The organism is Streptomyces sp. NPDC004542 (assembly GCF_040610035.1).
Lineage (GTDB): Bacteria > Actinomycetota > Actinomycetes > Streptomycetales > Streptomycetaceae > Streptomyces.
The window spans coordinates 1-24,835 of record NZ_JBEXLP010000029.1 but is presented as its reverse complement, the minus strand read 5'-3'; the positions used below and the strand labels follow the sequence as shown (position 1 = coordinate 24,835).

19 protein-coding genes are annotated in these 24,835 nt (G+C 68.8%); 13 read left to right on the top strand and 6 right to left on the bottom strand.

The window, feature by feature from the left end; translation table 11 throughout:
* Positions 1–28 precede the first annotated feature (28 nt).
* Positions 29–934 (top strand): FkbM family methyltransferase, encoded by a 906-nt coding sequence (locus ABZX30_RS18030; RefSeq protein ID WP_355934497.1) that lies wholly within the window; start codon positions 29–31, stop codon positions 932–934.
* A 187-nt stretch (positions 935–1,121) separates the two neighbouring features.
* On the opposite strand, the gene ABZX30_RS18025 is transcribed toward ABZX30_RS18030, so the two are convergent.
* Positions 1,122–2,030, bottom strand: a complete 909-nt coding sequence (locus tag ABZX30_RS18025; RefSeq protein WP_355934496.1) for a hypothetical protein — start codon at positions 2,028–2,030, stop codon at positions 1,122–1,124.
* 280 nt (positions 2,031–2,310) lie between these two features.
* Here ABZX30_RS18025 and ABZX30_RS18020 point away from each other — a divergent pair, with 280 nt between their 5' ends.
* The 3 genes from ABZX30_RS18020 (at position 2,311) to ABZX30_RS18010 (ending at position 4,634) form a co-directional block, all read left to right on the top strand.
* Positions 2,311–2,619 (top strand): DUF4158 domain-containing protein, encoded by a 309-nt coding sequence (locus ABZX30_RS18020; RefSeq protein ID WP_355934494.1) that lies wholly within the window; start codon positions 2,311–2,313, stop codon positions 2,617–2,619.
* Between the two features lie 289 nt (positions 2,620–2,908).
* Positions 2,909–3,046: a hypothetical protein gene (locus ABZX30_RS18015; protein ID WP_355934492.1), complete on the top strand. Its 138-nt coding sequence runs from the start codon at positions 2,909–2,911 to the stop codon at positions 3,044–3,046.
* A gap of 301 nt (positions 3,047–3,347) precedes the next feature.
* The gene (locus ABZX30_RS18010; protein WP_355934491.1) at positions 3,348–4,634 is read left to right on the top strand and encodes a helix-turn-helix transcriptional regulator; all 1,287 of its coding nucleotides are present in this window, start codon (positions 3,348–3,350) and stop codon (positions 4,632–4,634) included.
* On the opposite strand, the gene ABZX30_RS18005 is transcribed toward ABZX30_RS18010, so the two are convergent.
* Positions 4,628–4,912 carry a hypothetical protein gene (locus ABZX30_RS18005; protein WP_355934489.1) on the bottom strand — a complete coding sequence of 95 codons (285 nt, stop codon included), beginning with the start codon at positions 4,910–4,912 and terminating at the stop codon, positions 4,628–4,630. The two genes, ABZX30_RS18010 and ABZX30_RS18005, sit on opposite strands and share 7 nt — an antisense overlap.
* Positions 4,913–5,149: 237 nt before the next feature.
* On the opposite strand from ABZX30_RS18005, the gene ABZX30_RS18000 reads away from it, so the two are divergent.
* From ABZX30_RS18000 to ABZX30_RS17990, 3 genes are all read left to right on the top strand, one after another.
* A complete protein-coding gene (locus tag ABZX30_RS18000; RefSeq protein ID WP_355934487.1) occupies positions 5,150–8,347 on the top strand; it encodes a Tn3 family transposase in 3,198 nt (1,065 codons plus the stop codon).
* 159 nt (positions 8,348–8,506) lie between these two features.
* Positions 8,507–9,295: a hypothetical protein gene (locus ABZX30_RS17995; RefSeq protein ID WP_355934485.1), complete on the top strand. Its 789-nt coding sequence runs from the start codon at positions 8,507–8,509 to the stop codon at positions 9,293–9,295.
* Between the two features lie 280 nt (positions 9,296–9,575).
* On the top strand, positions 9,576–12,620 hold the full coding sequence (locus ABZX30_RS17990; RefSeq protein ID WP_355934483.1) for a Tn3 family transposase: 3,045 nt from the start codon (positions 9,576–9,578) through the stop codon (positions 12,618–12,620).
* 129 nt (positions 12,621–12,749) lie between these two features.
* On the opposite strand, the gene ABZX30_RS17985 is transcribed toward ABZX30_RS17990, so the two are convergent.
* Both ABZX30_RS17985 and ABZX30_RS17980 read right to left on the bottom strand, forming a co-directional pair.
* Positions 12,750–15,074, bottom strand: coding sequence for a plasma-membrane proton-efflux P-type ATPase (locus tag ABZX30_RS17985; RefSeq protein ID WP_355934482.1), 2,325 nt, complete (start codon positions 15,072–15,074; stop codon positions 12,750–12,752).
* A gap of 343 nt (positions 15,075–15,417) precedes the next feature.
* Entirely contained in the window at positions 15,418–16,755 is a 1,338-nt protein-coding gene (locus tag ABZX30_RS17980) for a chloride channel protein (RefSeq protein WP_355934480.1), read from the bottom strand.
* Positions 16,756–16,980: 225 nt separating this feature from the next.
* On the opposite strand from ABZX30_RS17980, the gene ABZX30_RS17975 reads away from it, so the two are divergent.
* The 4 genes from ABZX30_RS17975 (at position 16,981) to ABZX30_RS17960 (ending at position 21,343) form a co-directional block, all read left to right on the top strand.
* Positions 16,981–17,205: a hypothetical protein gene (locus ABZX30_RS17975; protein ID WP_355934478.1), complete on the top strand. Its 225-nt coding sequence runs from the start codon at positions 16,981–16,983 to the stop codon at positions 17,203–17,205.
* 174 nt (positions 17,206–17,379) lie between these two features.
* Positions 17,380–18,387 (top strand): recombinase family protein, encoded by a 1,008-nt coding sequence (locus ABZX30_RS17970; protein ID WP_355934476.1) that lies wholly within the window; start codon positions 17,380–17,382, stop codon positions 18,385–18,387.
* Between the two features lie 76 nt (positions 18,388–18,463).
* Positions 18,464–19,216: a hypothetical protein gene (locus tag ABZX30_RS17965; protein WP_355934474.1), complete on the top strand. Its 753-nt coding sequence runs from the start codon at positions 18,464–18,466 to the stop codon at positions 19,214–19,216.
* A gap of 99 nt (positions 19,217–19,315) precedes the next feature.
* Complete coding sequence (locus ABZX30_RS17960) at positions 19,316–21,343, top strand: pentapeptide repeat-containing protein (protein WP_355934472.1); 2,028 nt, start codon at positions 19,316–19,318, stop codon at positions 21,341–21,343.
* Positions 21,344–21,450: 107 nt separating this feature from the next.
* Here the strand turns inward: ABZX30_RS17960 and ABZX30_RS17955 are convergent, their stop codons facing one another.
* Positions 21,451–22,506, bottom strand: a complete 1,056-nt coding sequence (locus tag ABZX30_RS17955; protein WP_355934470.1) for a tyrosine-type recombinase/integrase — start codon at positions 22,504–22,506, stop codon at positions 21,451–21,453.
* Between the two features lie 256 nt (positions 22,507–22,762).
* On the opposite strand from ABZX30_RS17955, the gene ABZX30_RS17950 reads away from it, so the two are divergent.
* Both ABZX30_RS17950 and ABZX30_RS17945 read left to right on the top strand, forming a co-directional pair.
* Positions 22,763–23,131: a hypothetical protein gene (locus ABZX30_RS17950; RefSeq protein ID WP_355934469.1), complete on the top strand. Its 369-nt coding sequence runs from the start codon at positions 22,763–22,765 to the stop codon at positions 23,129–23,131.
* Between the two features lie 132 nt (positions 23,132–23,263).
* Complete coding sequence (locus ABZX30_RS17945; protein ID WP_355934467.1) at positions 23,264–23,824, top strand: NYN domain-containing protein; 561 nt, start codon at positions 23,264–23,266, stop codon at positions 23,822–23,824.
* Positions 23,825–24,337: 513 nt separating this feature from the next.
* Here ABZX30_RS17945 and ABZX30_RS17940 read toward each other — a convergent pair.
* Positions 24,338–24,610 (bottom strand): hypothetical protein, encoded by a 273-nt coding sequence (locus tag ABZX30_RS17940; protein ID WP_355934585.1) that lies wholly within the window; start codon positions 24,608–24,610, stop codon positions 24,338–24,340.
* Positions 24,611–24,835: the final 225 nt, after the last annotated feature.

The window sequence follows — 24,835 nt, the reverse complement described above, 5'->3', positions numbered from 1 at the left end:
TCGCCGCGCCCTCACCCGGGAGTCCGCCGTGACCCCTCCGCTCGTGCTCCGGGCCCTGCGCGCGCACGTACGGCACATGCCCGACTGTCTCGGCACGCCCCAGGTGGCCGCCCGCCTGAGCGACCACCTCAAGCACCACCCCCTCACCGCGACGGCCCGCACCCTCGACGGCACGGTCGTGCCTGTGGTGACCAGCGACGTCATCCAGCGCTATCTGTGGCTGTTCGGGGTGTGGGAGCCGCACCTGACCGCGTGGATGCGTGCCCGCCTCGCCCCGGGCGACCTCGTGGTCGACGCAGGCGCGCACACCGGCTATTACACGCTGCTGGCCTCCCGGCTCGTCGGCCCCGCCGGCCGTGTTGTCGCCATCGAGCCGTCCCCCGCCTTCCACCAAGCCCTGACCGCGAACCTCGCGGTCAATGGGTGCGGCAACGTGCGCACCATCAACGCCGCCGTCTCCGACCGTCCCGAACGGCTCACCTTCTACCTGGAACGTGCCACCAACCTCGGCGGCACCACCGCCGTCCGCCCGCGCAGCGTGGCGGCCTCCTTCCAAGCCGACGCCGCGCCGCTGCCGAGCCTGCTCACCACGGAGGAGCTCGCCGCCGTCCGACTGATCAAGCTCGACGTGGAGGGCGGTGAGGCCGCCGCCGTACGCGGGCTCGCCCCGGTCCTGGGCAGCCTGCGAGACGACGCCGAACTGGTCATCGAGGTCACCCCCAAGACCCTGGCCAAGCAGGGCCACACCGTCGACGACGTTCTCGGGCCCCTCACCGCGCACGGGTTCCACGCCTACCGGATGGCCAACGACTACGCCGCGGCCAGCTACCCGGCCGCCCTGCGTCGGCCCCTTCCGCCGGTGCGGTGGCGCGGACCGATCACGGAGATGAGCGATCTGGTCTTCTCCCGTCTCGACGCGGAGACGCTGCCGTAGGCGGGCCTGCGGCATGGGCCTGCAGCGGGTCGCCGGGCTCGGTGACGACCTTCCAGTCGGCGACCCACTTGCGGATGATCCGCCGTGTTCCGTCGTCCTCGTCGGCGACGAACTGGACGACGCCGACAGGGTTGTCCTGCCACGGCTGGGCCGTCCTCCACGAACTGGAGGATGGCCCGGTACAGCGTCACCGGCCCTCCCCGGCGGCCGCGGCGGTCTCCTCGGCGAACGGGGAGGGGGAGTGGGCGACGACGTCCGGGTGCAGCGTGGGTGCGACCTCTTCCAGGTCGAGGTGGGTGGCGGCGACCTCGCGCAGCACCCGGGTGAAGGTGACGTGGTCGAGTCCGCGGCCGGTGCGGGAGACCAGCAGCGGGCCTTCGGTCTCCGTGGAGTGCGGGGCCTTGTGGGTGCGCACCGGCAGGTACTCGTCCAGCGCCCACACCAGGGGCCTCGGGATGGGGGTGAGGGGGCCGACGGCGGAGGCGCTGTTGTTCTTCACCGGCAGTCGCCAGGCGGGCCCGGCGGCGTTGTCGCGCTGGATGTACTGCATGACGACGGCGATGGACTGGCCCGGGCGCAGGCCTGCGAGGGTCATGTAGGCGGCGAGGCGGGCGCGTTCGGGGTGGGGGCCGCGGTAGCGGTCGGCGGCGGTGCGCAGGGCGTCGGTCTGGAAGCGGGTGAGGGTCTGGCGTTCGGCCGGCGGGGTGGGCCCGGCGAGGGCGCGGCGCGGGGGGAGGTTCCAGCGGGCGGCGCCGAGGTCGTCCTCGCAGTGGGCGTAGAAGCTGCGGACGGCGGAGACGGCGCGGCCCCGGGAGGCGGCGGCGAGCAGACTGCCGTCGAAGGCGGTGAGCTTCGAGGCCCAGTCCTTGACGTGCAGGGGCTCGAAGTGCCAGACGAGATCACCGATGTAGGTGAACCAGTCCTGCTTCCAGTCGGGCGGGGCGTCGATCCCGGCGAGGTAGAGGCCGTAGCGGTACTTGGTGTCCTCGTCCCAGACGCGCCCGATGACCTCTTGGCCGTCGGGCCCGACGTATGCCCCGGAAAGCCAGCCATGCAGGATCGCGTACGGGTCCCGGACCTGGGGTGCTGAGCTCATTCGGCCACTCTATGGACTGCGCGGCCCGGCCCGGCGACGGCCTCCCCGGGCGCCTCGACCCGCACCTGTACTTTAAGGAACAGACCGGCCACCCCCACCAAGGGCCAAGAGGTGGCTGACCACTCTACAAACGGTGCGGGACGGCGCGGCGCCGCCCCACCCCACGGCACTTGACTGAGGTGCCAGTCTGTTCCTTAAAGTTCAGTAGCACTCCTCGCCTCGGCCGCTCGCGCTCCGGGGCGGTCGCCGGCACCCACCACACCGGCCGCTTCACGAAGCGGTGAAGTCGTACCAGCGCACGGGCTGCTTCCCCGCACTGGAGGATGTGCCGGAGCAGGTGGTGGAGTTCGCACGACGCCAGGTCGAGCTGCCGGAGGGCACGCTGCCGTTGTACCAGGCGGAACGCACGGCCAAGCACCACCGGGGCCTGGTCCGCAAGAAGGTCGGTGTGAAGTACGACCAGGGCGAGGCCCGGCGGATCGCCGAGCGGTCGATCCGCAAGGAGGCCGAGGCGAAGAACCGGCCGGCGGATCTGATCAACATCGCTCTGGAGAAGGCAACTTACCAGGAGTCAGAGATGTCGACGTGAATTTCCTGCAGTTGGACTGCTGTCTTTCGAAACGCCCCGGATCGGGGCCCGGTTCCCGGCTGCCCAGGGTCACCAAAAGTATGACTAGTTCGTCAGGTGACAGCCACTCAGCGTCCGGCCGATGCAAAGTAGTTGCTGCTGGACCGGAGTCTTTGCGCGTAGAGCGCTCGGGAGATATCGAGCCGGGAAGGCGGTCCGTCACAGCCGGTACCATGGTGCCCACCTCCTTCCCGTCAAGGGGCCGATCGGCTCCGATCGGGTCGACCGAACCCGGGAAAGGAGGACGACCATGTCGGATCTCGACTCGCCCCCGAAGGGCGAGAAGGACCTCGACAGGAAGCGTCACTACCGGCAGCTTGCCGGACTGGTACTGAAGGCGGCTCTCGCAGCCGGGCTCCGGTTCCTGTTCGAGAAGCTCTGGCCGTAGAGACGAAAACGGCCCCGGCTGCTCCAACAGCCGAGACCGCTTCCGGTCGGACAGACAAGGTGCCGTGTGCTCTAACCGTCGCGAAGGGGAGGGCACGCGGCATCTTGCTTTTTCAAGGTCGGCGGGACGTACGGCCCCTCGCTCGTGAGGCCGCTTCCAACTTGCTTCGCGAGCAAGGCGACGGCCTCAAGCATGCGGACTGACACGCCCCGTGCCAACCATATTTTGAGTCTTAACAGTACCGAATCGCCGGTCTGACGCCCACCCCGCCCGTAATATCACGCGTTCCGCGTAACCTCTAATGACAGTGAACAGTACCTGTTGGAGCAAGCTGAAGGGAGCGGCGATGGCACGAGGTGTCAGGGGGTTCGACGGATCGGCACTGCGTGCCGCGCGACTTGTCGCCTCGTGCCCCGACCACCCGCACATGCTCACCGTCGCCTGTCTCGCCCGCCTGGTCGGCACCTCAAAGGCGCTCATCCTCAACTACGAGCATGGCCGGAGCAGTCCCTCTCCCCAGCGGCTCGCGGATCTGGCACGGGCCGTAGGGGTGCCGGCCTCCGAGCTGCAGCATGGCGCCCAACTGCCGGATCTCCGAGTGGCCCGCGGCCTGACGCTCGCCGAACTAGCGGACAGGCTGGGCCTGGCAGTGAACACTTATCGGCGGATCGAGTCGAGCGGCATACTGCCCAAGCGTCGCCCGGGCGTCTTCTGGGACCTGGCGCACGAGCTGGACGTCGACCACTCTCAGTTGGACGCGGCGATCCGGCGGATTCCCGCCGTCCAAAAACGACGGAAGTGCGCAACGTTGATGCTTGACGATGTGCTCGCGCACGCCCTGGAACCCGGCCCCTTCCAAGCCCTGCAGGACACCTCCCTGCCCGCTGAGATGCTGGCCGGGGTGTATGGAGTGACCTCCTCGACGGTGAGCACGGTGGTCAACATGCTGCTCGCCGACCTACGCCAACTGGCCCTGCAGCGGGCCCAACTGGAGGCCCGCCGGGACTTCACCGCACACTCCAAGTCGACTCAGATGTATGAGCGTGAGTTGGAGACCATCTCGAGCCGGATCGCGGAGGACACCGAGAGGGTCCCCGACATCCTGGAGCGTTACCTGGTCAACCCCATGCCGCAATCCTGCTGGCACAGCTTGGCGAAGCTCTACGCTGCCGGGCCTCATGGTTCCGGGCTCTCCTCCGCCGTGTCCGACGATGTCGTCGCCGCACTGAGGAAGACGTTCGACCACTACCTCATCAAGGAGACCCCCACCGGGCTCAGGCTCTCGGCCCCCGGAGTGCTGTTCTTCCTGGACACCCTGCCGTACTACCGGATCCTCTACGTGCCTCCGGATCGCGCGATACGGCCTGACCCGCAGTTCTACGGATGGCCGTCCTTCCGTGCGCGAGCACAGCCCCACCGCCGTCACCGGCTCCGGGTAGCCCACGTTCTGGGCCAAGACCCACGCCCACACTGGGATGGCGGCTCATGGATGACGATTCAGGGGGGCCGGGGCTGGGCGCCAGCGGACCCGTGGGTGTCATCCACCACCTCCTGGTCCGATGAACCGCCACCGCCACTCATTCACTGACGGCCTCGCGAAATTCGGACTGCGATCTGCGCCGCCTGCTTCACCCGCTGTGCCTGCTGGTGGGCGCGGCGCGCGGTGACCTCGCGGTCGTACAGCTCCGGGTACTTCTCGGCGATCGTGGCGCCCAGGTTCTTCTCGGCGCGGGCGTCGGCGGCCCGGGCACGGAAGATGGCGGCGTTCGCCCGGGACTCGCCCGCCTGCCGGGTGGCGCGACCGAGGTCGTCGCGGTCCCGCTTGTGCCGAACCCGGCTGAAGGCCGCGGTGCTGCAGCCGGTCACACCGCACCCTTCGTAGGCGTCGCGCCGACTCCCGATGTTGGCCCCCGTTGGGGTCCAGCCAAGGTGAGCCCAAAAGCGGCCACAGGATGGTCTTGGTGTTCTGACTGCCCCGTAACACCGACGAGTTGCTCGTGTCCGGGGTTTGGGCGTTCAGATCTTCTCTGGTCCGTGGGCTGGGGATGATCGCGCGGGCGCGGCGTGAGGCGCCGTGGAAGCTGGGCGTCAAGTGGGGTGGGGATGACCTCGATCGAAAGGACCGCATATCCGCGGTTCAAGCGGCTGATCACCGCGCGCGAGCTGCATGTGTTCTTCACTCCGAGCGAGGAGGAGCGGGTGTGGGCCGAGGAGGCCACGGACTCCGACGAGCACCAGCTCGCGCTGTTGGTGGCGCTGAAGTCGTATCAGCGGATGGGCTGTTTCCCGAAGGCGTACGACGTGCCGGAGCAGGTGGTGGAGTTCGTGCGCCGGGCGGTGGAGCTGCCGGAGAGCACGTTGCCGGTGTATGCGTCGGGCAGGACGGCCGAGCGGTACCGGTCGTGGGTGCGTGAGCGGTGCCAGGTGCGCTACGACGGCCCGGCGGCCCGGTCTCTGGCCGAGGAGACGATGCGTATCGAGGCGGCGTCGAAGAACAACCCGGCGGACCTGATCAACATCGCGCTGGAGAAGCTGGTCGAGGCCGGGCTGGAGATCCCGCGGTTCTCCACGCTGGACGCGATGGCGTCCGCAGTGCGGGGTCAGGTCAACGAGGAGATCCTGGTGGGGATCCGGGGCCGGACGACCGGGGAGGAGCGGCGCCGGCTGCTGGGACTGCCGGATGTGATCGGGCTGGACGGCAAGACGCTGTTCAACGCGCTCAAGCAGAACCCGGGCCGGGCGACCTGGTCGCACTTCAAGCGGCTCAAGGGCCACCTGGAGTGGGTGGACGGACTCGGCGATCCCGGGAAGTGGCTGGAGGGCGTCGCGTCGGCAAAAGCCGCGGACTTCGCAGGCGAGGCAGAGGCCCAGGACGCCGGAACGTTGAAGGACTACACCGAGGACAGGCGGGTGGCTCTGATCGCGTGTCTGGCTGGCAAGGCCCGTATGCGCGCTCGTGACGATGTGGCCACGATGTTCTGCAAGCGCATGGCGGCGAAGGCGAAGAAGGCCCGCGAGGAGCTGGCCGAGATCCACCGCCAGCAGCAGGAGATCGTGGAAGCCCTGATCGGCAACTACCGTGCCCTGCTCCAGCAGGTCGACAAGGAGGGGCCCGCGCAGCGGGCCCGGGCGAGGGCAGCGGCGCTGACGAAGGAGGCCCTGGACGCGCTGGAGGGCTTGGAGGAGGACGCCAGCCCGGCCGAGGTCGCCGAGCGGCTGGGCGGGAAGGTGTCGCCGGCGTTGTTGCTGATGGTCGAGGGGCTGATGGTCCAGTCGAACGGCCTGGGCTCGCTGCTGTCGGCGGTGGACGGGCTCGGCGGGTTCGAGGCCCAGTACGCGCAGATCGAGAAGGTCTCCGCCCATCACGGCGACAACTGGGAGGTGCTGCTGCACGGGCACCTGAAGGCCGACCGTCCGGTCATGTTCGACCTGACCGACGTCATCGAGCTGAAGGCCACCAGCGAGGACACCGGAGTCCTGGACGCCCTGCTGCACGCCAAGGCCCACCGCATCCCGGCCCGCGACTACATCCCCGACCGCGGGGCGGACGGCGAGAAAGTCGACGTCTCCTTCGCGACGCAGAACTGGCAGAAGACCATCCGTGACCGCCGCCGGCCCGGGTACTTCGTGCGCCGCCACTTCGAGGCCATGGTCTTCTACTACCTCGCCGACGAGCTGCGTACCGGGGACGTGGCGGTGATCGGGTCGGAGGAGTACGCCGACTGGTCCGAGCAGAGGCTGCCCTGGGAACAGGTGGAGGCGAAGCTGCCCGAGTACCTGGTCGAGGTCGGCCTGGGAGCCCCCGGCGAGACCACGCCGTTCGACGGCCGCGCGCTGGTGTCCCTGCTGCGCGGGCGGCTGACCGAGGCGGCGGCGAAAGCGGACGGGGAGTATCCCGACAACGACGAGCTGTTCATTGATCCGGACACCGGGGTGCCCAAGCTCAAGCCGCGGCGGGCGAAGGGAGCCCGCAAGAGTGCCGAGCGTCTGGAGCAGGCGATCAGGGAGCGGATGCCGGAGCGGTCGCTGTTGGGCATCGTGGCCCGCACCGCCTACTGGATCGAGTGGTGGCACCGGTTCGGGCCGGCCTCCGGCAACGACCCGAAGCTGAAGGACCCCTTCGGCCGCTACGTGATCACCACGTTCGTCAAGGGCACGAACATGACGTTCGCCGAGGCCGCCCGGCACATCGCCGGGGTCAGCGCGCGCGAGCTGTCGGTGGCCGCCCGCCGGCACACGACCACCGCCAAGCTGAACGAGGCACTCACCGACGTGGTGAACGCGCACGCCAAGCTGGACATGTCCCGCGCCTGGGGCAACGGCACCACCGCCGCGGCCGACGGCACCCACATGGACACCTACCTCGACAACCTCCTCGCCGAGACCTCGGTGCGGTACGGGGCCGTGGGCGGCATCGCCTACCACCACATCTCGGACCTGTACATCGCGCTGTTCACGCACTTCGTGCTGTGCGGGGTGTGGGAAGCCGTCTACATCATTGAGGGCCTGCTGAGGAACGCCTCCGAGGTGCAGCCGGGCACGATCCACGCCGACACCCAGGGCCAGAGCTACCCGGTGTTCGCGCTCGCGCACCTGCTGGGAATCGATCTCATGCCCAGGATCCGCAACTGGAAGGACTGCCTGTTCTTCCGCCCCTCGCGCAGCGCCGTCTACGAGCAGATCGACGCCCTGTTCGGCGAACCCAGGCGCAACGTGATCGGCTGGGACCTGATCGAGACCCACTTCAAGGACCTGATGCGAGTCACCGTTTCGGTCCGCGAGGGCACGGTCTCCTCGACACTGCTGCTCAAACGGCTCCGCTCGGGCTCCCACAAGAACGCCACCTACACTGCCTTCCGCGAGGTCGGGCGCGTGATTCGCACTGTCCAGCTGCTGCGGTACATCTCGGACGCGCCGCTGCGCGGCCGGGTGACGGCCGCGACCAACAAGGTCGAGTCGTTCAACGGCTTCAGCGACTGGGTGCGGTTCGGCCAACGCGGCACCGTCGCGCACAACGACCCGGTCGAGCAGGAGAAGGACGTGAAGTTCACCTCGCTGCTGGCCAACCTGGTGATCTTCCACAACACCCTGGACATCGCCGACGTGGTGCGGCAGCTCCAGGCTGAAGGCTGGGACATCGACCCGCTGGACCTGGCCGAGATCTCGCCGTACCTGACCGAACACATCAACCGCTTCGGGGCGTACTCCACACACGAACTGGGAATTGCCCCGGAGGCTTACGACACCCGCCTCGATGTCGACTTCACCGCGTTGGAGGACGAGCGGTCCCCAGCAGCTTGAACTGGGTGCCCGCCCGAGCGCCGCCCGGCATCCGTCACGTCGACAGCCGACCGCAGGGGCATCAGCCGGCGCAACGAGCACGCAGGCCCGGTGAGAACGGGACCTCTGATGTCCCTCAATTCGTGCATGACTCAAACCGCGGGCGCCGACCATGCCGGTATGACGAATCCCGAGTGGTTTCCTCTGGTCACGGCGGCTGCTACGGCGCTCGGCGCCGCAGTCGCGGCAGTGATCGGTCGCCTGTCCTCGCGTACGGCGCTTCAGATCGGTCAGTTGTCTTCACTTACGGCGTTCGAGTCGTCGTACACCAAGGACCGGCTGGACGCGGTGATCCGGTTCCTGGATTCCGTGGAGACGGTGCTGGCCGACCCGAGGCCGGACACACGGGCCAAGGTGAAGTCGGAGTTCCTGAGGGTCCGCATCGTGCTCCACCCAGGCGGCCCGCCGGTCGACGTCGCACGGCAGATCGTGACCAGGCTCGATCACCTGATGGGCAGCGACGCGCTGAGGCCGTCCGACGAAGAGAAGATGCTGGAGAAGCTGCTGAAGCATGTGCGGGATGAGCAGGGGGCGATCGAGGAGCACGGCGCCGATGACCCGCCGCAGCTGAAGTGGGTGCTGGATGAGGTAATTAAGTTGCGAGCCGAGGACGATCAGGCCGTAAGGGAGGGCAAGGCTGCACGGGACCGTGAGCAGCAACTGGAGGAAATCGAGCATGATCTTCAGGGGCAGCTGACGCCTGACTGGCTCAACGTGCGAGTGGCACTGGGATCGGCGGAGGAGAGGAAACAGCGCAGGCAGCGTGAGAAGCGGCATCGAGAAGCCTGTGTTGCCGTGGCTGGTGGCCGTGAGCGCTTCGTTACGGCCACGGAGGAGTGGCTGGCCGAACGGCCTGCGCTGCTCGGCAGGCGCGACAGTGGCTACCTCCCGGACGACCAAGTCACCTGAACGCCGCCATGACCTCCGCTCGCAGAGAGCTGGCCTGACCTTCCGAGGCCTCGGGCTGCCCATTAGGGGCTCGGGGAGTAGTGGAGCAGGGAACACCAGTACGGCGTTCAGTTTGCTGAACGCCCGGTACGGCCCTGTTCTCCCGAAGCTACGGCGAAGTGACAAGTAGCTCTCTGTAGCGGATCTGGGGTGCGCTTGTCAGCGTTTTTGATCTTCTGGGCTCATCGGGGGCCGTGCTCGGCGAGGTTGGTCCGGTCGTGACGACCGGAGGGAGTGCAGGGTGCGGCAGGAGTGGGAGCCGGAGGACCTGATCGAGGTCTGGACGCTGCTGGAGGAGGACCAGGAGCGGCTGCGGAACAAGTCGGGGGCGAACCGGTTGGGGTTCGCGCTGTTGTTGAAGTTCTTCGAGGTGGAGGCCCGGTTCCCGGAGGACGCCGGGGAGATCCCGGTGCCGGCGGTGTCGTACGTCGCCCAGCAGGTGAAGGTGGCGGCGGAGGAGTGGGCCGCGTACGACTGGTCGGGACGGGCGATCAAGCGGCACCGGATGGAGATCCGGGGCGCGTTCGGTTTCCGTGAGTGCACGGAGGAGGACCAGGGCCAGCTTGCCGAGTGGCTGGCGGTCGAGCTGTGCGGGGTGGAGCTGAACCGGGACCGGCTGGCCGAGGCGGTGGTGGCCCGCTGCCGCAAGGACCGGCTGGAGCCGCCGGCCCCAGGACAGATCGCCCGGCTGGTGGGCAAGGCGGTCAGCGCCTTCGAGGAATGGTTCTGCGCGGCCACCGTGGGTCGGCTGTCGGCGGCGACCCGGTCCCGGCTGGACGACCTGATCGCCGAGGACGCCGACACGGACGCGGACAGCGCGGGTGGCGGGGGCACCTTCTTCACCGAGTTGAAGGCGGACCCGGGCGCGCTGGGGCTGGACAGCCTGCTGGCGGAGGTGAACAAGCTCCAGCGGGTGCGCGGGCTTCAGCTTCCGCCGGAGCTGTTCGGGGACGTGTCGGGGAAGCTGGTGGCGGCCTGGCGGGCGCGGGCGGCGAAGGAGTATCCCTCGGACCTGCGGGCGGCGGCCGGGCCGGTGCGGTACACGCTGCTGTCGACGCTGTGCCATGTGCGGGAGACGGAGATCACCGACTCGCTGGTGGAGCTGTTCATCCAGCTCGTGCAGAAGATCAACACGCGGGCGGAGAAGAAGGTCGAGGGCGAGTTCACCAAGGAGCTCAAGCGGGTCCGCGGCAAGGAGGGCATCCTGCTGCGGCTGGCGGAGGCGGCTGTTGCGGAGCCGGGCGGCACGGTCCGCAAGGTGATCTATCCGGTGGCCGGGGAGTCCACGCTGAAGGCCCTCGCCGCGGAGGCCGCGGCGAACGAGGCCCGCTACCGGGCCCGGGTGCGTACGGTGCTGCGTTCGTCGTACTCCAACCACTGGCGGCGGATGCTCTCGCCGCTGCTGAACGCGCTGGAGCTGAAGTGCAACAACACCGCCTACCGGCCGGTGATGGACGCGATCGACCTGCTCAAGCGGTACCTGGACCAGCCCATCGCGAAGGAGGGCGCGTTCTTCGACGAGGCGGAGAAGATCCCCCTGGCCGGGGTGGTGCGCGAGGAGTGGCGCAAGGCGGTCGTGGACGAGCGCGGCCGGGTCGAGCGCATCCCCTACGAGCTGTGCGTGCTCGTGGCGCTGCGGGACGCGCTGCGGCGGCGGGAGATCTGGGTGCCGGGCGCGAACCGGTGGCAGAACCCGGAGGACGACCTGCCACCGGACTTCGAGGACAACCGCGATGTGCACTACGACGCGATCCGCCAGCCGCAGGACCCGGAGAAGTTCATCGAGGCCCTGGAGAAGAGGCTGCGCGAGGCCCTGACCCGCTTCGACACGGCGCTGGAGCTGGGCACCACGGGCGGGGTGGACATCGTCCGTCGGCACGGTGAGCCGTGGATCAAGGTCTCGCCGCTGGGCAAGCAGGAGGAGCCGGAGAACCTCGTCGCCCTGAAGGCGGAGATCGAACGCCGCTGGGGCACCATCGACCTGATCGACATCCTCAAGGAGGCCGAGTTCGCCACCGGCTTCACCGGCGAGTTCACCTCGGTCGCCACCAGGGAGGCGGTCCCGAAGGCGGTGCTGCGGCGCCGGCTGCTGCTGGTGCTGTTCGCGCTGGGCACGAACATGGGCATCAAGCGGGTCGCGGTCACCGGCAAGCACGGCGAGAGCGAGGCCGTCCTGCGCCGGGTGCGGCACCTGTTCGTCAACCGGGCCAACATGCGCGCGGCGCTGGTGCAGCTGGTCAACGCCACCTTCGCCGCACGCGATCAGGCGTGGTGGGGCGAAGGCACCGCCTGCGCGAGCGACTCCAAGAAGTTCGGCTCCTGGAGTTCGAACTTCATGACCGAGTGGCACCAGCGGTACCGCGGGCCCGGGGTGATGATCTACTGGCACGTCGAGAAGAAGTCGCTGTGCGTCTACAGCCAGCTCAAATCCTGCTCGGCCTCCGAGGTCGCCGCGATGATCGAGGGCGTGCTGCGGCACTGCACGGACGTGGAGATCGACCGGCAGTACACCGACACGCACGGCGCCTCCATCGTCGGGTTCGCCTTCGCCCACATGCTCGGCTTCAACCTGCTCCCGCGGTTGAAGAACGTCGGCTCGGCACGCCTGTACCGGCCGGCGGCCGGTCAGGACGAGAAGTGGCCGCACCTGGCGCCGGTGCTGTCGACCAAGACGATCGACTGGGACCTGATCCGCCAGCAGTACGACCAGATCGTGAAGTACACCACCGCCCTCCGCCTGGGCACCGCCGAGGCCGAGCAGGTCCTGCGCCGCTTCACCCGAGGCGGTCCCAAGCACCCCACCTACCGGGCGATCGAGGAACTCGGGCGGGCGGTACGTACGGCGTTCATCTGCGACTACCTCGCGGACGCCGACCTGCGCCGCGAGATCAACGACGGCCTCCAGGTCGTGGAGAACTGGAACTCCGCCAACCATGACCTGTTCTACGGCAAGGACGGCGACCTGACCGGCTCCGACAAGGAGTCCCAGGAGGTCTCCATGCTCGCCCTGCACCTGCTCCAGTCCGCGCTGGTGCACGTCAACACCCTGCTCCTTCAGGACGTCCTGAGCGAGGAGAAGTGGCAGAAGCGGCTCACCGACGCCGACCGGCGAGCACTGTCCCCGCTGTTCTGGACCCACGTGAACCCCTACGGCCGGTTCGAGCTGGACATGAACTCCCACCTCGACTTCGCCGCCGCGGCGTCCATGCTGCCCGGCCCTCGCACTGCGCCCGATACGCAGACTCCCGAACCGGCGGCGGAGGGTACGGCCGGTTCGGCAACCTGAAGACCCGCCCGCCGGCGGGCGGCTGGATCGTTGACCGGGGATGAGGCGCCGGGCCGGACGCTGGGCTCAGCGCCGCCGACACCAGCACCTTCGAGCGGGACGTTCGTGTGCCTCGTCGCCCTGGCGCCTTCAGGTCTGCAGTCGCATGTGTTCCAGGAGCGGGACTTTCAGCATGTCCAGGATCAACGTTGCCGCAAGCACCGCGCCGAGCAGAGCGGCCAGGTAGGTGAGGCTGACGGGCGCCATCAGGATTCCACGACTCGCCAGCACCGTGACGATCACCACGTCGAGAGCGGTGGCCGCCAGCATCCAGGTGCTCGGCCTGGATGCCCACAGGTGGTGCCGTTCGCGAACCAGGTAAACGGTCGCCTGGCCAGTGGCGACCAGCATGACGAACACCAGCGTCTGCGTGCCGGCGAGTGAGAGCCCGAGGACGTCACGGCCGATGTAGAAGGTGGCGAAGGAGAGCACGAGCCAGGGCACGGCGATGCCGAGCGCTGCAAAGGACAGGCTGCGGACGTGCCAGCGGTCGGGCCGGGCGGAGAAGCCGACCCGGTCAGTGGCAATCGACATGGTCACGAAGTCATTGGCGAACAGCAGGAGCAGCACCAGCCGCGGTGTCGTCACGAAACTCCCGGTGACCAGAAGGCCCAGGCCGAGGAACAGCGAGACCTGGAAGGTCTTGGTGATCTTGTTGAGGGTGTAGGTGAGCATGCGCTGGTAGACACGCCGTCCCGTCTCCACTGCGGTGACCATGTCACTTAGCCCCTGGCCGGTGAGGACCAGACTCGCCGCGTCCTTGGCGACGTCGGTGGCGTCGGCGACGGCGACGCCGACCTCGGCCCGTTTCAGTGCCGGAGCGTCGTTGACCCCGTCGCCGGTCATGCCGACCACGTGGCCGCCGCGCTGCGCCTGCTCGACCAGGGCGAGTTTGTCGGCGGGCAGTACGCCCGCCACCACGTCGAAGTCGAGGCTTCCTGTCTTCCGGCCGCGCACATGCTCCGCCGTAGCAAGCCGCTCGCCGATGCCGACCTGGCGGGCGACGGCCACCGCGGTCACCGCGGCGTCGCCGGTGACCATCACCACACGGATGCCCAGGTCCTTCAGCTGGCGCACGAGGCCGGCGGAGTCGGGGCGCAGCCGGTCACCCAGCGCGAGGAGACCGGCCACCTCCATCCCCGAAGTCCCGCCGCCGTCCGCGGCTACCGCCAGCACCCGTGCCCCGTCCGCAGCCAGGGCCTCTACATCGGCCGCAAGGCCCGGCGGGGTGGTCGCGAGGGTTCCCAGCACCGCGGGAGCACCCTTGGCCACGTGCAGGGCCGTCCCGTCGGCGGAGACGATCCGGGCTTCCGAGCGTTTGGTCGCCGGGTCGAAGGGCACGAATCCCGCCCGCTGTCCCAGCTCTCCTGCACCCTGGGCTGCCGCAGCTGCGAGCACCGCGAGGTCAATCGGGTCCTGGGTCGCCTCGTCACTGGCTGCCGCCGCCAGGGCAAGCACCTCAGCGTCACTGCGCCGACCGTAGGGGCGGACGGCGACGATCGACAGGCGGTTCTCGGTGATGGTGCCAGTCTTGTCCGTGCACAGCAGGTCCATCGCCGCGGCCTCCTCGATGGCCGTCAGATGGGTGACCAGCACGCCGGCCGAGGCGAGCTCTTCCGCGCCGAGCGAGGTGGCCAGAGTGAAGGTGGCCGGCAGCGCGACCGGCACCGTGGCCACCACCAGGATCAGAACGAACGGCAGCAGCTCGCGGGCAGGCAGGTCAGTGATCAGGCCGTAGGCGAGGATCGCCACGACCAGAGCACCGTCCATCACCAGCAGCGACCACACCACCTTGAAGATTGTCTCCTCCAGATGGCTGGCAGTCTTCGCACCGCGCACCAGCTCGGCAGTCCGCCCGAAATACGTGTGCGCCCCGGTCGCGGTCACCACGCCGCTGGCCTCACCGCGCCGGACGATCGCCCCCGAATACAGCGTGCCGCCCCGCCCGACCTCCACCTCGGCCGACTCCCCGGTCAGTACCGATTGGTCCACTGCCGCAGTCCCGTCAGACGCGGTCACGTCAGCCGGAACGATGTCACCGAGGCGCACATGGACCAGATCGCCCGGGACCAGTCGCTCGGCGTCGATCAGCTGCCAGTGCCCACCCCTGCACACCCGGGCCCGCACCGCGAGCCGACGGCGCAGCAGTGCGAGGGCGTCCCGCGCCCGGCCCTCCTGGACGTAGCCGAGCACCCCGTTGAAGACCACCAAGATGCCGACGATCAGCGCCTCGGTGACCTTGCCTGCCGCCAGCTCCAGCACTACCGCAGCCTCCAGCAGCCACGGCACCGGCCCCCACAGCTTTCCCAGCACCGCCCGCAGCACATGCGGACGCTCTTGTGCAAGCGTATTCGGCCCGTAGCGCGCCAGGCGGGCAGCCGCCTCAGCCTCGCTCAGGCCCTCACCGGAAGTCACACAGCCTCCTGCTGTTGGACCACTTCCAGGACGGTCTCGGCCTCCGATCGGTCCGAAGGCATCGACACCGAAGGCCACAACGGCACGCTACCGGCCCCGGCCGGGGAAACCTGTACATATCGCTCGCTGATGCCATCTGATCAGCGGCGCTGCGCCCGAGGACACACGACCGGAGTACCCCCACCATCTCCGCGCCGCCGCACCTGTCGGGTCTATGGCCATTGCGCCCTCCGCCGGGAGGCGTAACGGTTCCGGGCGGATACGGAGGGGGACGACCCTGTTCCCTGCTGGGAGGCGGCCCGTTTCTGCCGCAACGCCGTGAGGGTGGCTGTGTGGCGGGGTGTCATTGGGCGGGGAGGCGTACGGAGTAGATGGAGGGGGTGTCGAGTCGGCGGGAGACGAGCATGGCGCCGGTGACAGCGAAGAGCAGGGGGACCATCAGGGCATCGATGGTGCGGGTGAGTTCCAGCATCAGGACGACAGCGGCGATGGGGGCCTGCATGGCGGCGGCAAGGACCGCAGCCGCGCCGATGACCGCGAAACCGGCGGCCGGGGCAGGCCAGGCGTGTGCCCAGCCCTGCCCCGCCAGAGAGCCGAGCAGGGCACCAGCGGCGATGGTGGGGGTGAACAGGCCGCCGCTGGCGCCGCTGCCCAGGCTCCCGGCGGTGGCGATCGGCTTGAGGAAGAGCAGGGCCACCAGAAGAGGGGCTGCGACCTGCGCGGAGAAAGTGAGCTGAACGATGTCCTTCCCATTGCCGAGCAGTTCGGGATAGGGAACGGCCAGCACACCGACCACGGTGAACACCAGCAGCGGCGCGACCAGCAGCCCCCACCCCGCAGGCCGGTGGTCATGCGCTATCCGGATCATCCGCACCCAGCCGACCGCGACCAGCCCGGCGAGGGGTCCGATCAGCACGGCGAACACGGTCAGTGACATGGACAGCCCCACTTCGGGCAACTGGTAGGTGGGCCCGTTGGGCAGGACCGTCCAGGCGACCGCGGTGGCGATACAGCAGGTGGCCAGGGCAGGCAGGGCCAGGCGCAGCGACAGGACGCCGAGCATCACCTCCAGCGTCAGCAGCGCCCCGCCCAGAGGGACGTTGTACACGCACGCCATGCCGGCGCCTGCGCCGCAGGCGGCGAGCAGCCGGCGGTGCGCGGTGTCCAGACGGGCCCAGTCGGACAGCCGGGAGGCCAGCGCCGCACCGGCCAGTCGCGGTGCTCCCTCGCGCCCCAGCGAAGCACCCATGCCGACGATCACCACGGACAGGACCGCGGTGCCCAGACTCCGCCGTAGCGGCAGGTGCCCTTCGTGGCGCCACAGCGCCGTACTCACCTCCGAGCCGCCGGGGCCCGTCCACCACCGCAGCAGCCACCAGCCGATCCCGGCCACCGCCCCAGCAGCGGCCAGGGCCACTACACGGCGGAGCGCGCCAGCCTGCTCGACGGCGGTCAGGAAGCTCCCCGACTGGTAGGAATACGTGAGGTGGGCTGCCGCATGCAGCACCACCATCAGTGCGGCACCCGCAAAGCCCGCCAGCACACCCGTGGCCACGACCAGAACCCAGAACCGCGCGGAAAGCGCGGGAACATCCGATGGCGCGATGAGGTTCGGCTGCCCCGCCATCTCCGCGCCGCCGGACTTGTCCCGTCCCTGGCTGTTGCCCCGTTCGCCGTCCATCGCCCGCCCTTCCCGGGAAGCCAGCCGCTGCTGAACCCTCGCCGGGCATCGTCTCCCGTCCCGCCCGGCCAAAGGGGGTCCGCCGCGCGTGTCGCACCGCCCACGCAAACCGGCCGCCAGCACTCTGGCCAGGGAGTCCGTACCGCTATCCGCCTGTCTGCGCACACCACCGGATCGGCCCGGCCCTCGTTGTACCGGGGAGACACTGAACGTGAAGGCACGGCGATGAACTGGAATGCGCAATGGGTACGGGACGCCTCGGTGACCGTCGCGGACCTTGTGATCACAGCCGCCCTGGTCATGGGCGCCATGCTGCTGCACACCCGCTGGCTAGCGGCAGTCGGCGGCCTGTGGGCGCTGCTGACCCTGAGACAGGGCTATCTGGCCGCGCGAGAACGCAAACGGCCCACGCGCGCCCCGAGCAGAACACGGCGTCGCACACGTTCCTGAGTGCGTGACGCGACGGAAGGAAAATCCACTCTCACAAACGGTCCTTTGCCCGAGCAAGATCAATCACGAGCCGCCGGACCTCCGTCGCGCCCGGATTTGTTCGCAGAACCCGTTCTCACTCAAAAGCGGGACTGGCCCCCTTCTGAGACTTGCATTGTGCGAAAATCCGGGCCCATGACGGACCCTCAGCAGCCTTTCCCGACCGACCGGTCGGACGCCGACGACGTCGAACAGCACGCCTGTCCGAAGTGTGACGCACAGCCCGGCTCGCCGTGCCGCTCGCGCGGCGGCGCGGTCGCCTCCGCCTACCACACCCGCCGCTTCACGGCGGTGCCCCAGCTGAAGAAGGCGCTGCGGGTGCCGACCCCCGCCGACCGCGGCCCGGGCCGACCCTGGCGGCCCGGCACCCCGCCGCCGGCGCCGATCGACCCGGACCTGCCGAACGCGGACATCCGGATCGGGTACGCGCGGTGCTCGACGCTCGGGCAGGAACTCGACTCGCAGCTGGACGCGCTCAGCAAGCACGGCATCCCCCGAGACAAGATCTTCAGCGAGAAGATCAGCACCCGGGTACGGGTCCGGCCCCGGTTCGAGGAGGCGCTGCGGACGGCGCGGGAGGTCAAGGCGCACGCCCCGCACTGCCGAGTCATCTTCACCGTGTACGAGATGAAGCGGCTCGGCCGTGACGCTGCCGAGCTCACCGCGCTCGCCGACCACCTCACCGCTCACGGCCTGGTCCTGGAGATGCTCGCCGGGCCCCTGCCCGGCATCTACGACCCCACCGGCCCAGGCAAGCTGCTCTTCGCGTTCTTCGCCGCGATGGCGGAGACCGAACGGGAGAACATCCGCGAGTCGACCCTGGAGGGACTCGACACCGCGGCCCGCAAAGGCAAGCACGGCGGCCGACCGCCCGTCATCACCGACGACATGCTCCACACCGTCCTTCGCCGCCGCGCGGGCGGCGAGTCCGTCGAGCAGATCCAGCCCGACCTGATCATCCCCACCGGCAAGCGCAAAGGACAGAACCCCTCCGTCGCAAGCATCTACCGAGCGCTCGCCGAGCACGCCAAGCGCGAGGCGTACCCCGAAGCTGTCGAACAGGCCCACGCCGACTTCGCCGCTCTCCAGGTCGGCGAAGTCCCCGGACCCCGCCCCGCTATCCCTGACCGAGCGTCACTCTGATTACAGAGAGCTACTTGTCACTTCGCCGTAGCTTCGGGAGAACAGGGCCGGTACCGGCGTCGGGCGAGGTGGCAGGGTGTCGCGGGTGACGGGTGAGTGGCTGAGGAAATTCCGCCGGGAGCGGCGGGTGCTGGCGCGGGTACGGCGGGCGGCGTGGCGGCTGGAGCAGGCCGAGCGGGAACGGGACTGGTCCCTGGCCGCTGCCCGAGGCGAGAAAGTGTCGGTGCGGAAGGTCGCCGAGGTGGCGGGGCTGTCGCCGACCCGGGTACACCAGCTCACCAAGAACGCCGACCTCGATGCCCTGGACGCCGAGCTCGGACAGCTGCGAGTGGCGGGCTGGCCGGCCCCGGAGGACCCGGACGGCAGCGACGACGAAGAACTGTCTGGCCGTGCAAGCATCGCCGAGCGTCTGCACGACGAGGTCGACTGGCTACGGCAGTGCGCCGAGTGGCTCGACCACCTGGAGACTAAGCCGTACCCGCCAGCCGCCAACCTCCGCCCCGAAGCTGACTTCCCCGACACGTGCACCGTGCCGGTCCACATAGCCCGGATCGCGGCCATCCTGCGGCGGATCGCCTTCGACATCGACGAACTGGCGCGCGCCCGCCGCGTGGACGACCTGCACGCCGCCCAGGTCGGCGATGACCCGCGCGCCGAACGGCGGCGCAGGCTGGCCGAACCCGACCTGAACTATGCCGAGTTCTGCGACCGCACCGGAACGCCCTGGCGCTCCACCCAGCAGGGTGAGCTCGCCTGGACCGCCTACCAGGCTGAACGCCGACGCCGCGGCGAGACCGACGAAGACCCCTTCCGGCACGGCAGGCCCTGACCCGGAACAGCCCGCGAACCCTGGCGCCGACCGCCGTGCACCCTCGGCAGGCAGCGCCCCCTCAGCCCGTCACGAGCCAACCACCGGAGCTCCCAGGCCATGAGCACCCCACCGGCCCCCGCACCCACCCCGCCTTCCTGGCCACACTGCGGACACGGCGCCAACCCCGCCACCGACCCTGTCGGCTGCCCAGGCATCCACGTCCCTGGCCACACCGCATGCCTCGCCCACCTGAACGACACCGACCGCGACGCCTACCTGACCGGCCTGACCCCAGGCGCGGACATCGACCACCGCGGCACCACCTTCACCCCACTCCTCCTTGAAGCCCTCCTCCAAGCCCTTCATGACCCCACCACCCAGAAGTACCGCCTCGGCGACGCCCGGTTCCACCAGACGAAGTTCTCCGGCCTCGCCATATTCAGCAGGGCTGAGTTTTCCGGCTTCGCAGGGTTCAGCGGGGCTCAGTTTTCCGGCGCCGCTCAGTTCGACCAGGCGCAGTTCACCCGCGAAGCCCGGTTCGACCAGGCTCAGTTTTCTGACCTCGCCACGTTCGACCAGGCTCAGTTTTCCGGCGCCGCTCAGTTCGACCAGGCGCACTTCACCGGCCTCGCCCGGTTCGGCCAGGCACAGTTCTCCGGCCTCGCCGGGTTCACCAACACGTGGTTCGTCAGCGACACCAGGTTCAGCAACGCGCGGTTCGACAGCATCGCCTCGTTCCTTGGAGCACAGTTCGCCGACAGCGCCCGGTTCAACGAGGTGCGATTCTCCGACGTCGCCATGTTCGGCAGGGCGCGGTTCTCCGCTGGCGTCCACTTCAGCGGTGCGCAGTTCTCCAGCACCGCACAGTTCACCGAGACGTACGTAACCGGGGACGCCGTCTTCGACTGGGCGACGTTCTCCGGCCCCACCCGGTTCGACGAAGCGCGGTTCGCCGGGCACGTCGCATTCGTCGGAGCACGTTTTGCCGTGATGACACGTTTCGGGCCCGTGGTGTGCAGCGGGACGGTGGATCTGTCCGGCTCGTTGTTCGAGGTTCCCGTGACGCTGGAGATCGCGGCGCGTGACGAGGTGCGCTGCGTGAGGACGCGCTGGGAGTCGACGGCAACGCTGCGCCTGCGTTACGCAACCGTGGACCTCAGCCACGCGGTGCTGTTGTTCCCCGTGGCGGTCAACGCTCACCCCGCTCCGTTCATCGACATCGAGACCGGCACGACGGTGGCCGAGGAACTGCTACGGACTTCCGAGTCCGGGGTGCGGGTGGTCTCGGTGCGCGGGGTGGACGCCGCGCACCTGATGCTGACTGACACTGACCTGAGCAACTGCCTGTTCGCCGGCGCCTTCCACCTGGACCAGCTACGCCTGGAAGGCCGGTGCACCTTCGCCCCCACCCCCAACGGCCCTCGCCACCGACACCACATATGGCTCTGCCGGTGGAGCCGCCGGCGCACCCTTGCCGAGGAACACCACTGGCGTGCCCAGGCTTCTGGCCAGTCCGCCATGCCCCCGGGCCAGGCTCCTTCCCCCCGACATTGGCGTATTGGACCGCACCACCCGGACCCCGATCAGACTCCTGACCCGGAAGACGTTGCAGCGATCTATCGGCAGCTGCGCAAGGCGTTCGAGGACGGCAAGAACGAGCCCGGCGCCGCCGACTTCTACTACGGCGAGATGGAGATGCGCCGCCACGACCACACCGGCACCCCGCCCGGCGAGCGCGGCCTAGTGTGGGGGTACTGGCTGCTGTCCGGCTACGGCCTGCGTGCCTTGCGCGCCCTGGGATGGCTGGTAGCGGCCGTGGCCGTCACCATCGTGTTCATCATGGGGCTCGGACTGCCCGACTCATCCCCGAAACAGACAGCCACCGGCACCATTCCCGCCACCGGCGGACCGGTAACGCTGATCGTGGACAAGCCAGACCCACAGCTGACGCTGCCCGTCGGAGACCGATTCACCGGGGAACGCTTCGACCAGGCCCTGCAAGTGGTGCTGAACTCCGTCGTGTTCCGCTCCAGCGGCCAGGACCTCACCACCTGGGGCACCTACACCGAGATGGTCAGCCGCTTCACCGAGCCCGCACTGCTCGCGCTGGCCGTCCTGGCCATGCGCAGCCGCATCAAACGCTGACCCCCACAACCACCCACCCCCTGTTCAGCAAACTGAACGCCGTAGCGGTGTTCCCTGGCCCCGGTCTCCTGTCTCCCGCCCCACGGTGAAAGGTAGGGCCGCGCCCGCTACCGGTTCTGGCGACGTGCGGCAGGGTCGCGCTCCGCAACGTGCCGGGCGACCGCGTCGACGCCGGGACGGGCGTACCGCTCCAGGGAGCGGACGGAGGCGTGGCGGGAGCGGGCCAGCAGCATCGGGGTGGAGGTGCCGTCTTCGGCGTCGTGGGTGAGGGCGCTGTGGCGGAGCCGGTGGAGTGTCCAGCCGTCCAGGTCCTCGATGTCCTCGGGGGAGGCGAGGGGGTTGGCCAGCAGCCGGGTGTTCTCCTCGAAGATCTCTTCGGCCCGGCGGTAGGAGAGCCGGGCCCGGCCGGTCTCCGGACACACGTCGAGTGTCGGCGTCCCGGCCGGGGCCTTGCGGTCGGTGAGGAACAGCGGGCCGCGGGTGCGGCGCGCGATGAGCCGGGGCAGGAGCTGGGCGGTGCCGGACTGCCAGTGAATCCACTCGGTCGCGCCGCCCTTGGCGGTGATCCTGCCGCGCTTGTCCTGCGGGTACAGGTCTTCCACGTTCAGGCACAGCACCTCATCGGCCCGCGCGGCGGACTCGTAGAGCATCTTCCAGAACGTCTTCTCCCGCAGGGCGACGTCCAGGCGCCACAGGGCGGCGATCTGGTTCTCCGCGAGGGCCTTGGTGCGGTCCGGCGGCGCCGGCCGCCGCTCGATGCCGATCGTCGGATCGCCGACGATCCAGCCCTGGCGCTGCCACCAGCCGATCGCCTTGCGCGCGATGGACAGCTCCCGGTTGACGGTGTCGGCGTCCATCTCGTCCGCCCGCGCCGCCGCCAGCTCGGCCAGCACCTCCGGCAGCGCCGGGTCGGCGATCGCGGCGACGGGGAAGACGGGCGGCTTCGCGCCCCGGCGGGCGGGCCCGGTCGGCGCCGGTTCGCCGGCGAGCATCCACCCCCACGTCGTCAGCGAGATCCGGTAGATCCGCGCGGAGGACTTCGCGATGCCCGCGCCGGTGAGGTACCGCTCGACCGCCACGGTGTACGACGACGGCGGGGCGGACAGAGGCACCACCCGGGAGCGCGGTACACGCAGCACGCCCCCGCTCCCGAGTTCGGTCACCGGTTCGATCGTCACGCCCGCCCCGCCCTTCCGGTCCTGCCGCAGTAAATGCGTACACCTCGCCCCGGCGGCCGGAATGGCCCGCCGCAGGTCGCGGTGATCACCGTAGGGGCTCTGTCGCGGTAAATCCGGCATTTACCGCGACAGGCGAGATGCCCCCGGAGCGGGCGACCTTGACAGACTCAAAGATAAATGCAAGAATAGAGATATCCTTGAAGTCAAGGATTGGGAACATCTACAGAGTTGATTTGCGAGTATGCAAGAAGAATTTGACGACATTGAGACCTGGGACGACCTGCGCAAGGCGGCAGACGTCAACGGTGGCGTCTATCTGACGAACATGGGCGTCCTGCGTGAGGTCAAGAAGGCCGGGCGGCTGGGCAACCTGGTGCGCGAGGAGATCGGCAACAAGCTGAGCAGTATCGGGCTAGGGCACCTGCCCGACGAGCTGCCGGCGTACCAGGAGCGGTCCGTGATCCTCTACGTGAAGGGCGGCCCGGTCGGCAAGGTAGTGCAGGCGGTGATAGACACCCCCAGCCACGAGAGCGCCGATCAGCTCCGGCAGCTCAACACCTCGGAAGCGCAGGACAAGCTCCGGCGGATCGCCGAGATCGTCCAGGAGTAAGCCGAAGGCCCGACCTGATGGCACAGGTCGAGCCTTCGCGATGATTCAGATCAGGGCTCTCAGCTTGGCGGCGGAGGCCCTGCCCGCTTCCCCACACTACAAGAACACGGCCTACAAGAAAGGCGTCCCGCCATGACCCTGTACGTCTACGTCGACAACTCCAACATCTGGATCGAGGGCCAGCGGATAGCAGCTGTCCGCTCGGGAGCGGCCCGAGACATCCGTTCCGCGCTCGCCCAGCAGATCACGGCACCCTGGACCTATGACTTTGGCCGCCTCTACGGCATCCTCTGTCCACCCGGCGAGAACATCGGCCGATCCATCCTGTTCGGATCCAAGCCGCCGGAGAACGACAGCATCTGGCAGCGCGTACGCGATGCCGACTTCGAGGTCGAGACCTTCGACCGAAGCACCTTCACCAACAAGGAGAAGCAGGTCGACATCGCCCTGAGCACCAGGATGATGGAGGACTCGTTCACTTACATGAAGGCCGACAAGGGAGACATCGCGATTCTCGCCGCCGGTGACGGGGACTTCCTACCGACTATTAAGTCGCTACAAAACCGTGGACTCGGCGTCCGGGTCGTCTCCTGGTCGCACGCTGTCAGCCGCCAACTTCGAGACGCTGCGGATGAGTTCATCGAACTCGACCCTCACTTCGACCACCTGACCCGGATAACGCCGGCTGCGTGATCGCCGGTAAGACGGTCACCGTGGTGGTCCTGCCCCATCTCCATACCACCTCATCCGGGAACGAGACGGTGACCGGGTACCCGGGCCAGCACGGTCGCCTGAACTCATCCGCCCGCCGGGCCCTTGCGGCGGCCTCCTGGATTGTGTCAGCGGCGGAGGCAGCCGCTCTCGCGTCGTCGCCCCGGCTCCAGGCAGGCATCGCGCTCGCAGCGGTAACCGCACTGGTTGGGTCCCAGGTGAGGTCGTTGATGACCCGGTAGGGGCGGGCAGTCTTCGCTGCGCTCGCGAAGTTCAGCCGGGAGCTGATTGTCTCCGGCACCCGCGAGGGTGGGATTCCACGGGTCGTTCTCCCTTTCGACCGAGCACCGTGCTGGCCCGGAGCCAGCGCGGTCATTGATCGCCTACCGTGGTTCTGATACGTGCTCAACTGTCCGATGGCAATTACTCAGAGCTACTCGTTACCGGGCCGTAGCCATACGAGAGCAGGGCCTGATCCGGGTGGCGGCCAGCAGGTCAGCGAACGGCGTCTCGGTGAGTTCGTTCAGCGACATCACACGCCTCCCTCAAGATCGGCACCATGCGGGCGGGGATCCGGATGACCCGCTCGTGGTCCGGGATCCCGGTCGCGTGCCCGGGCACCCACTCCGTGTTGCCGATCACCTGCTGCAGGAGCGCCTCGGCTTCCTCCCCCTGCAGGACCAGGTCAGCGCTCTGCTCTTCCACCCACACCGTCGGTGATCCTTCGCCTCCGGTGTTCGGGTCGATCCCGACGAACCGTAACGTCACCACTGCCTCCGCTGTCGAGTCGGTTGCGCACAGTTGCGCCCCGACCGTTCCGCGTCCGGCGGGCACCGTCAATCCCCCGCACGGACGCCTCCTCGGACAAGCAGCGGATTAGTTCTCCCTGACCAGACACGGAGCCTTTTCCATCCTCAGTCTGAGCTGGTCAGATGAAGGGTCAGGACGGCCTGGACGAGTTTGGTGATCCGGGTGGTTGAGCACCGGAGCTTG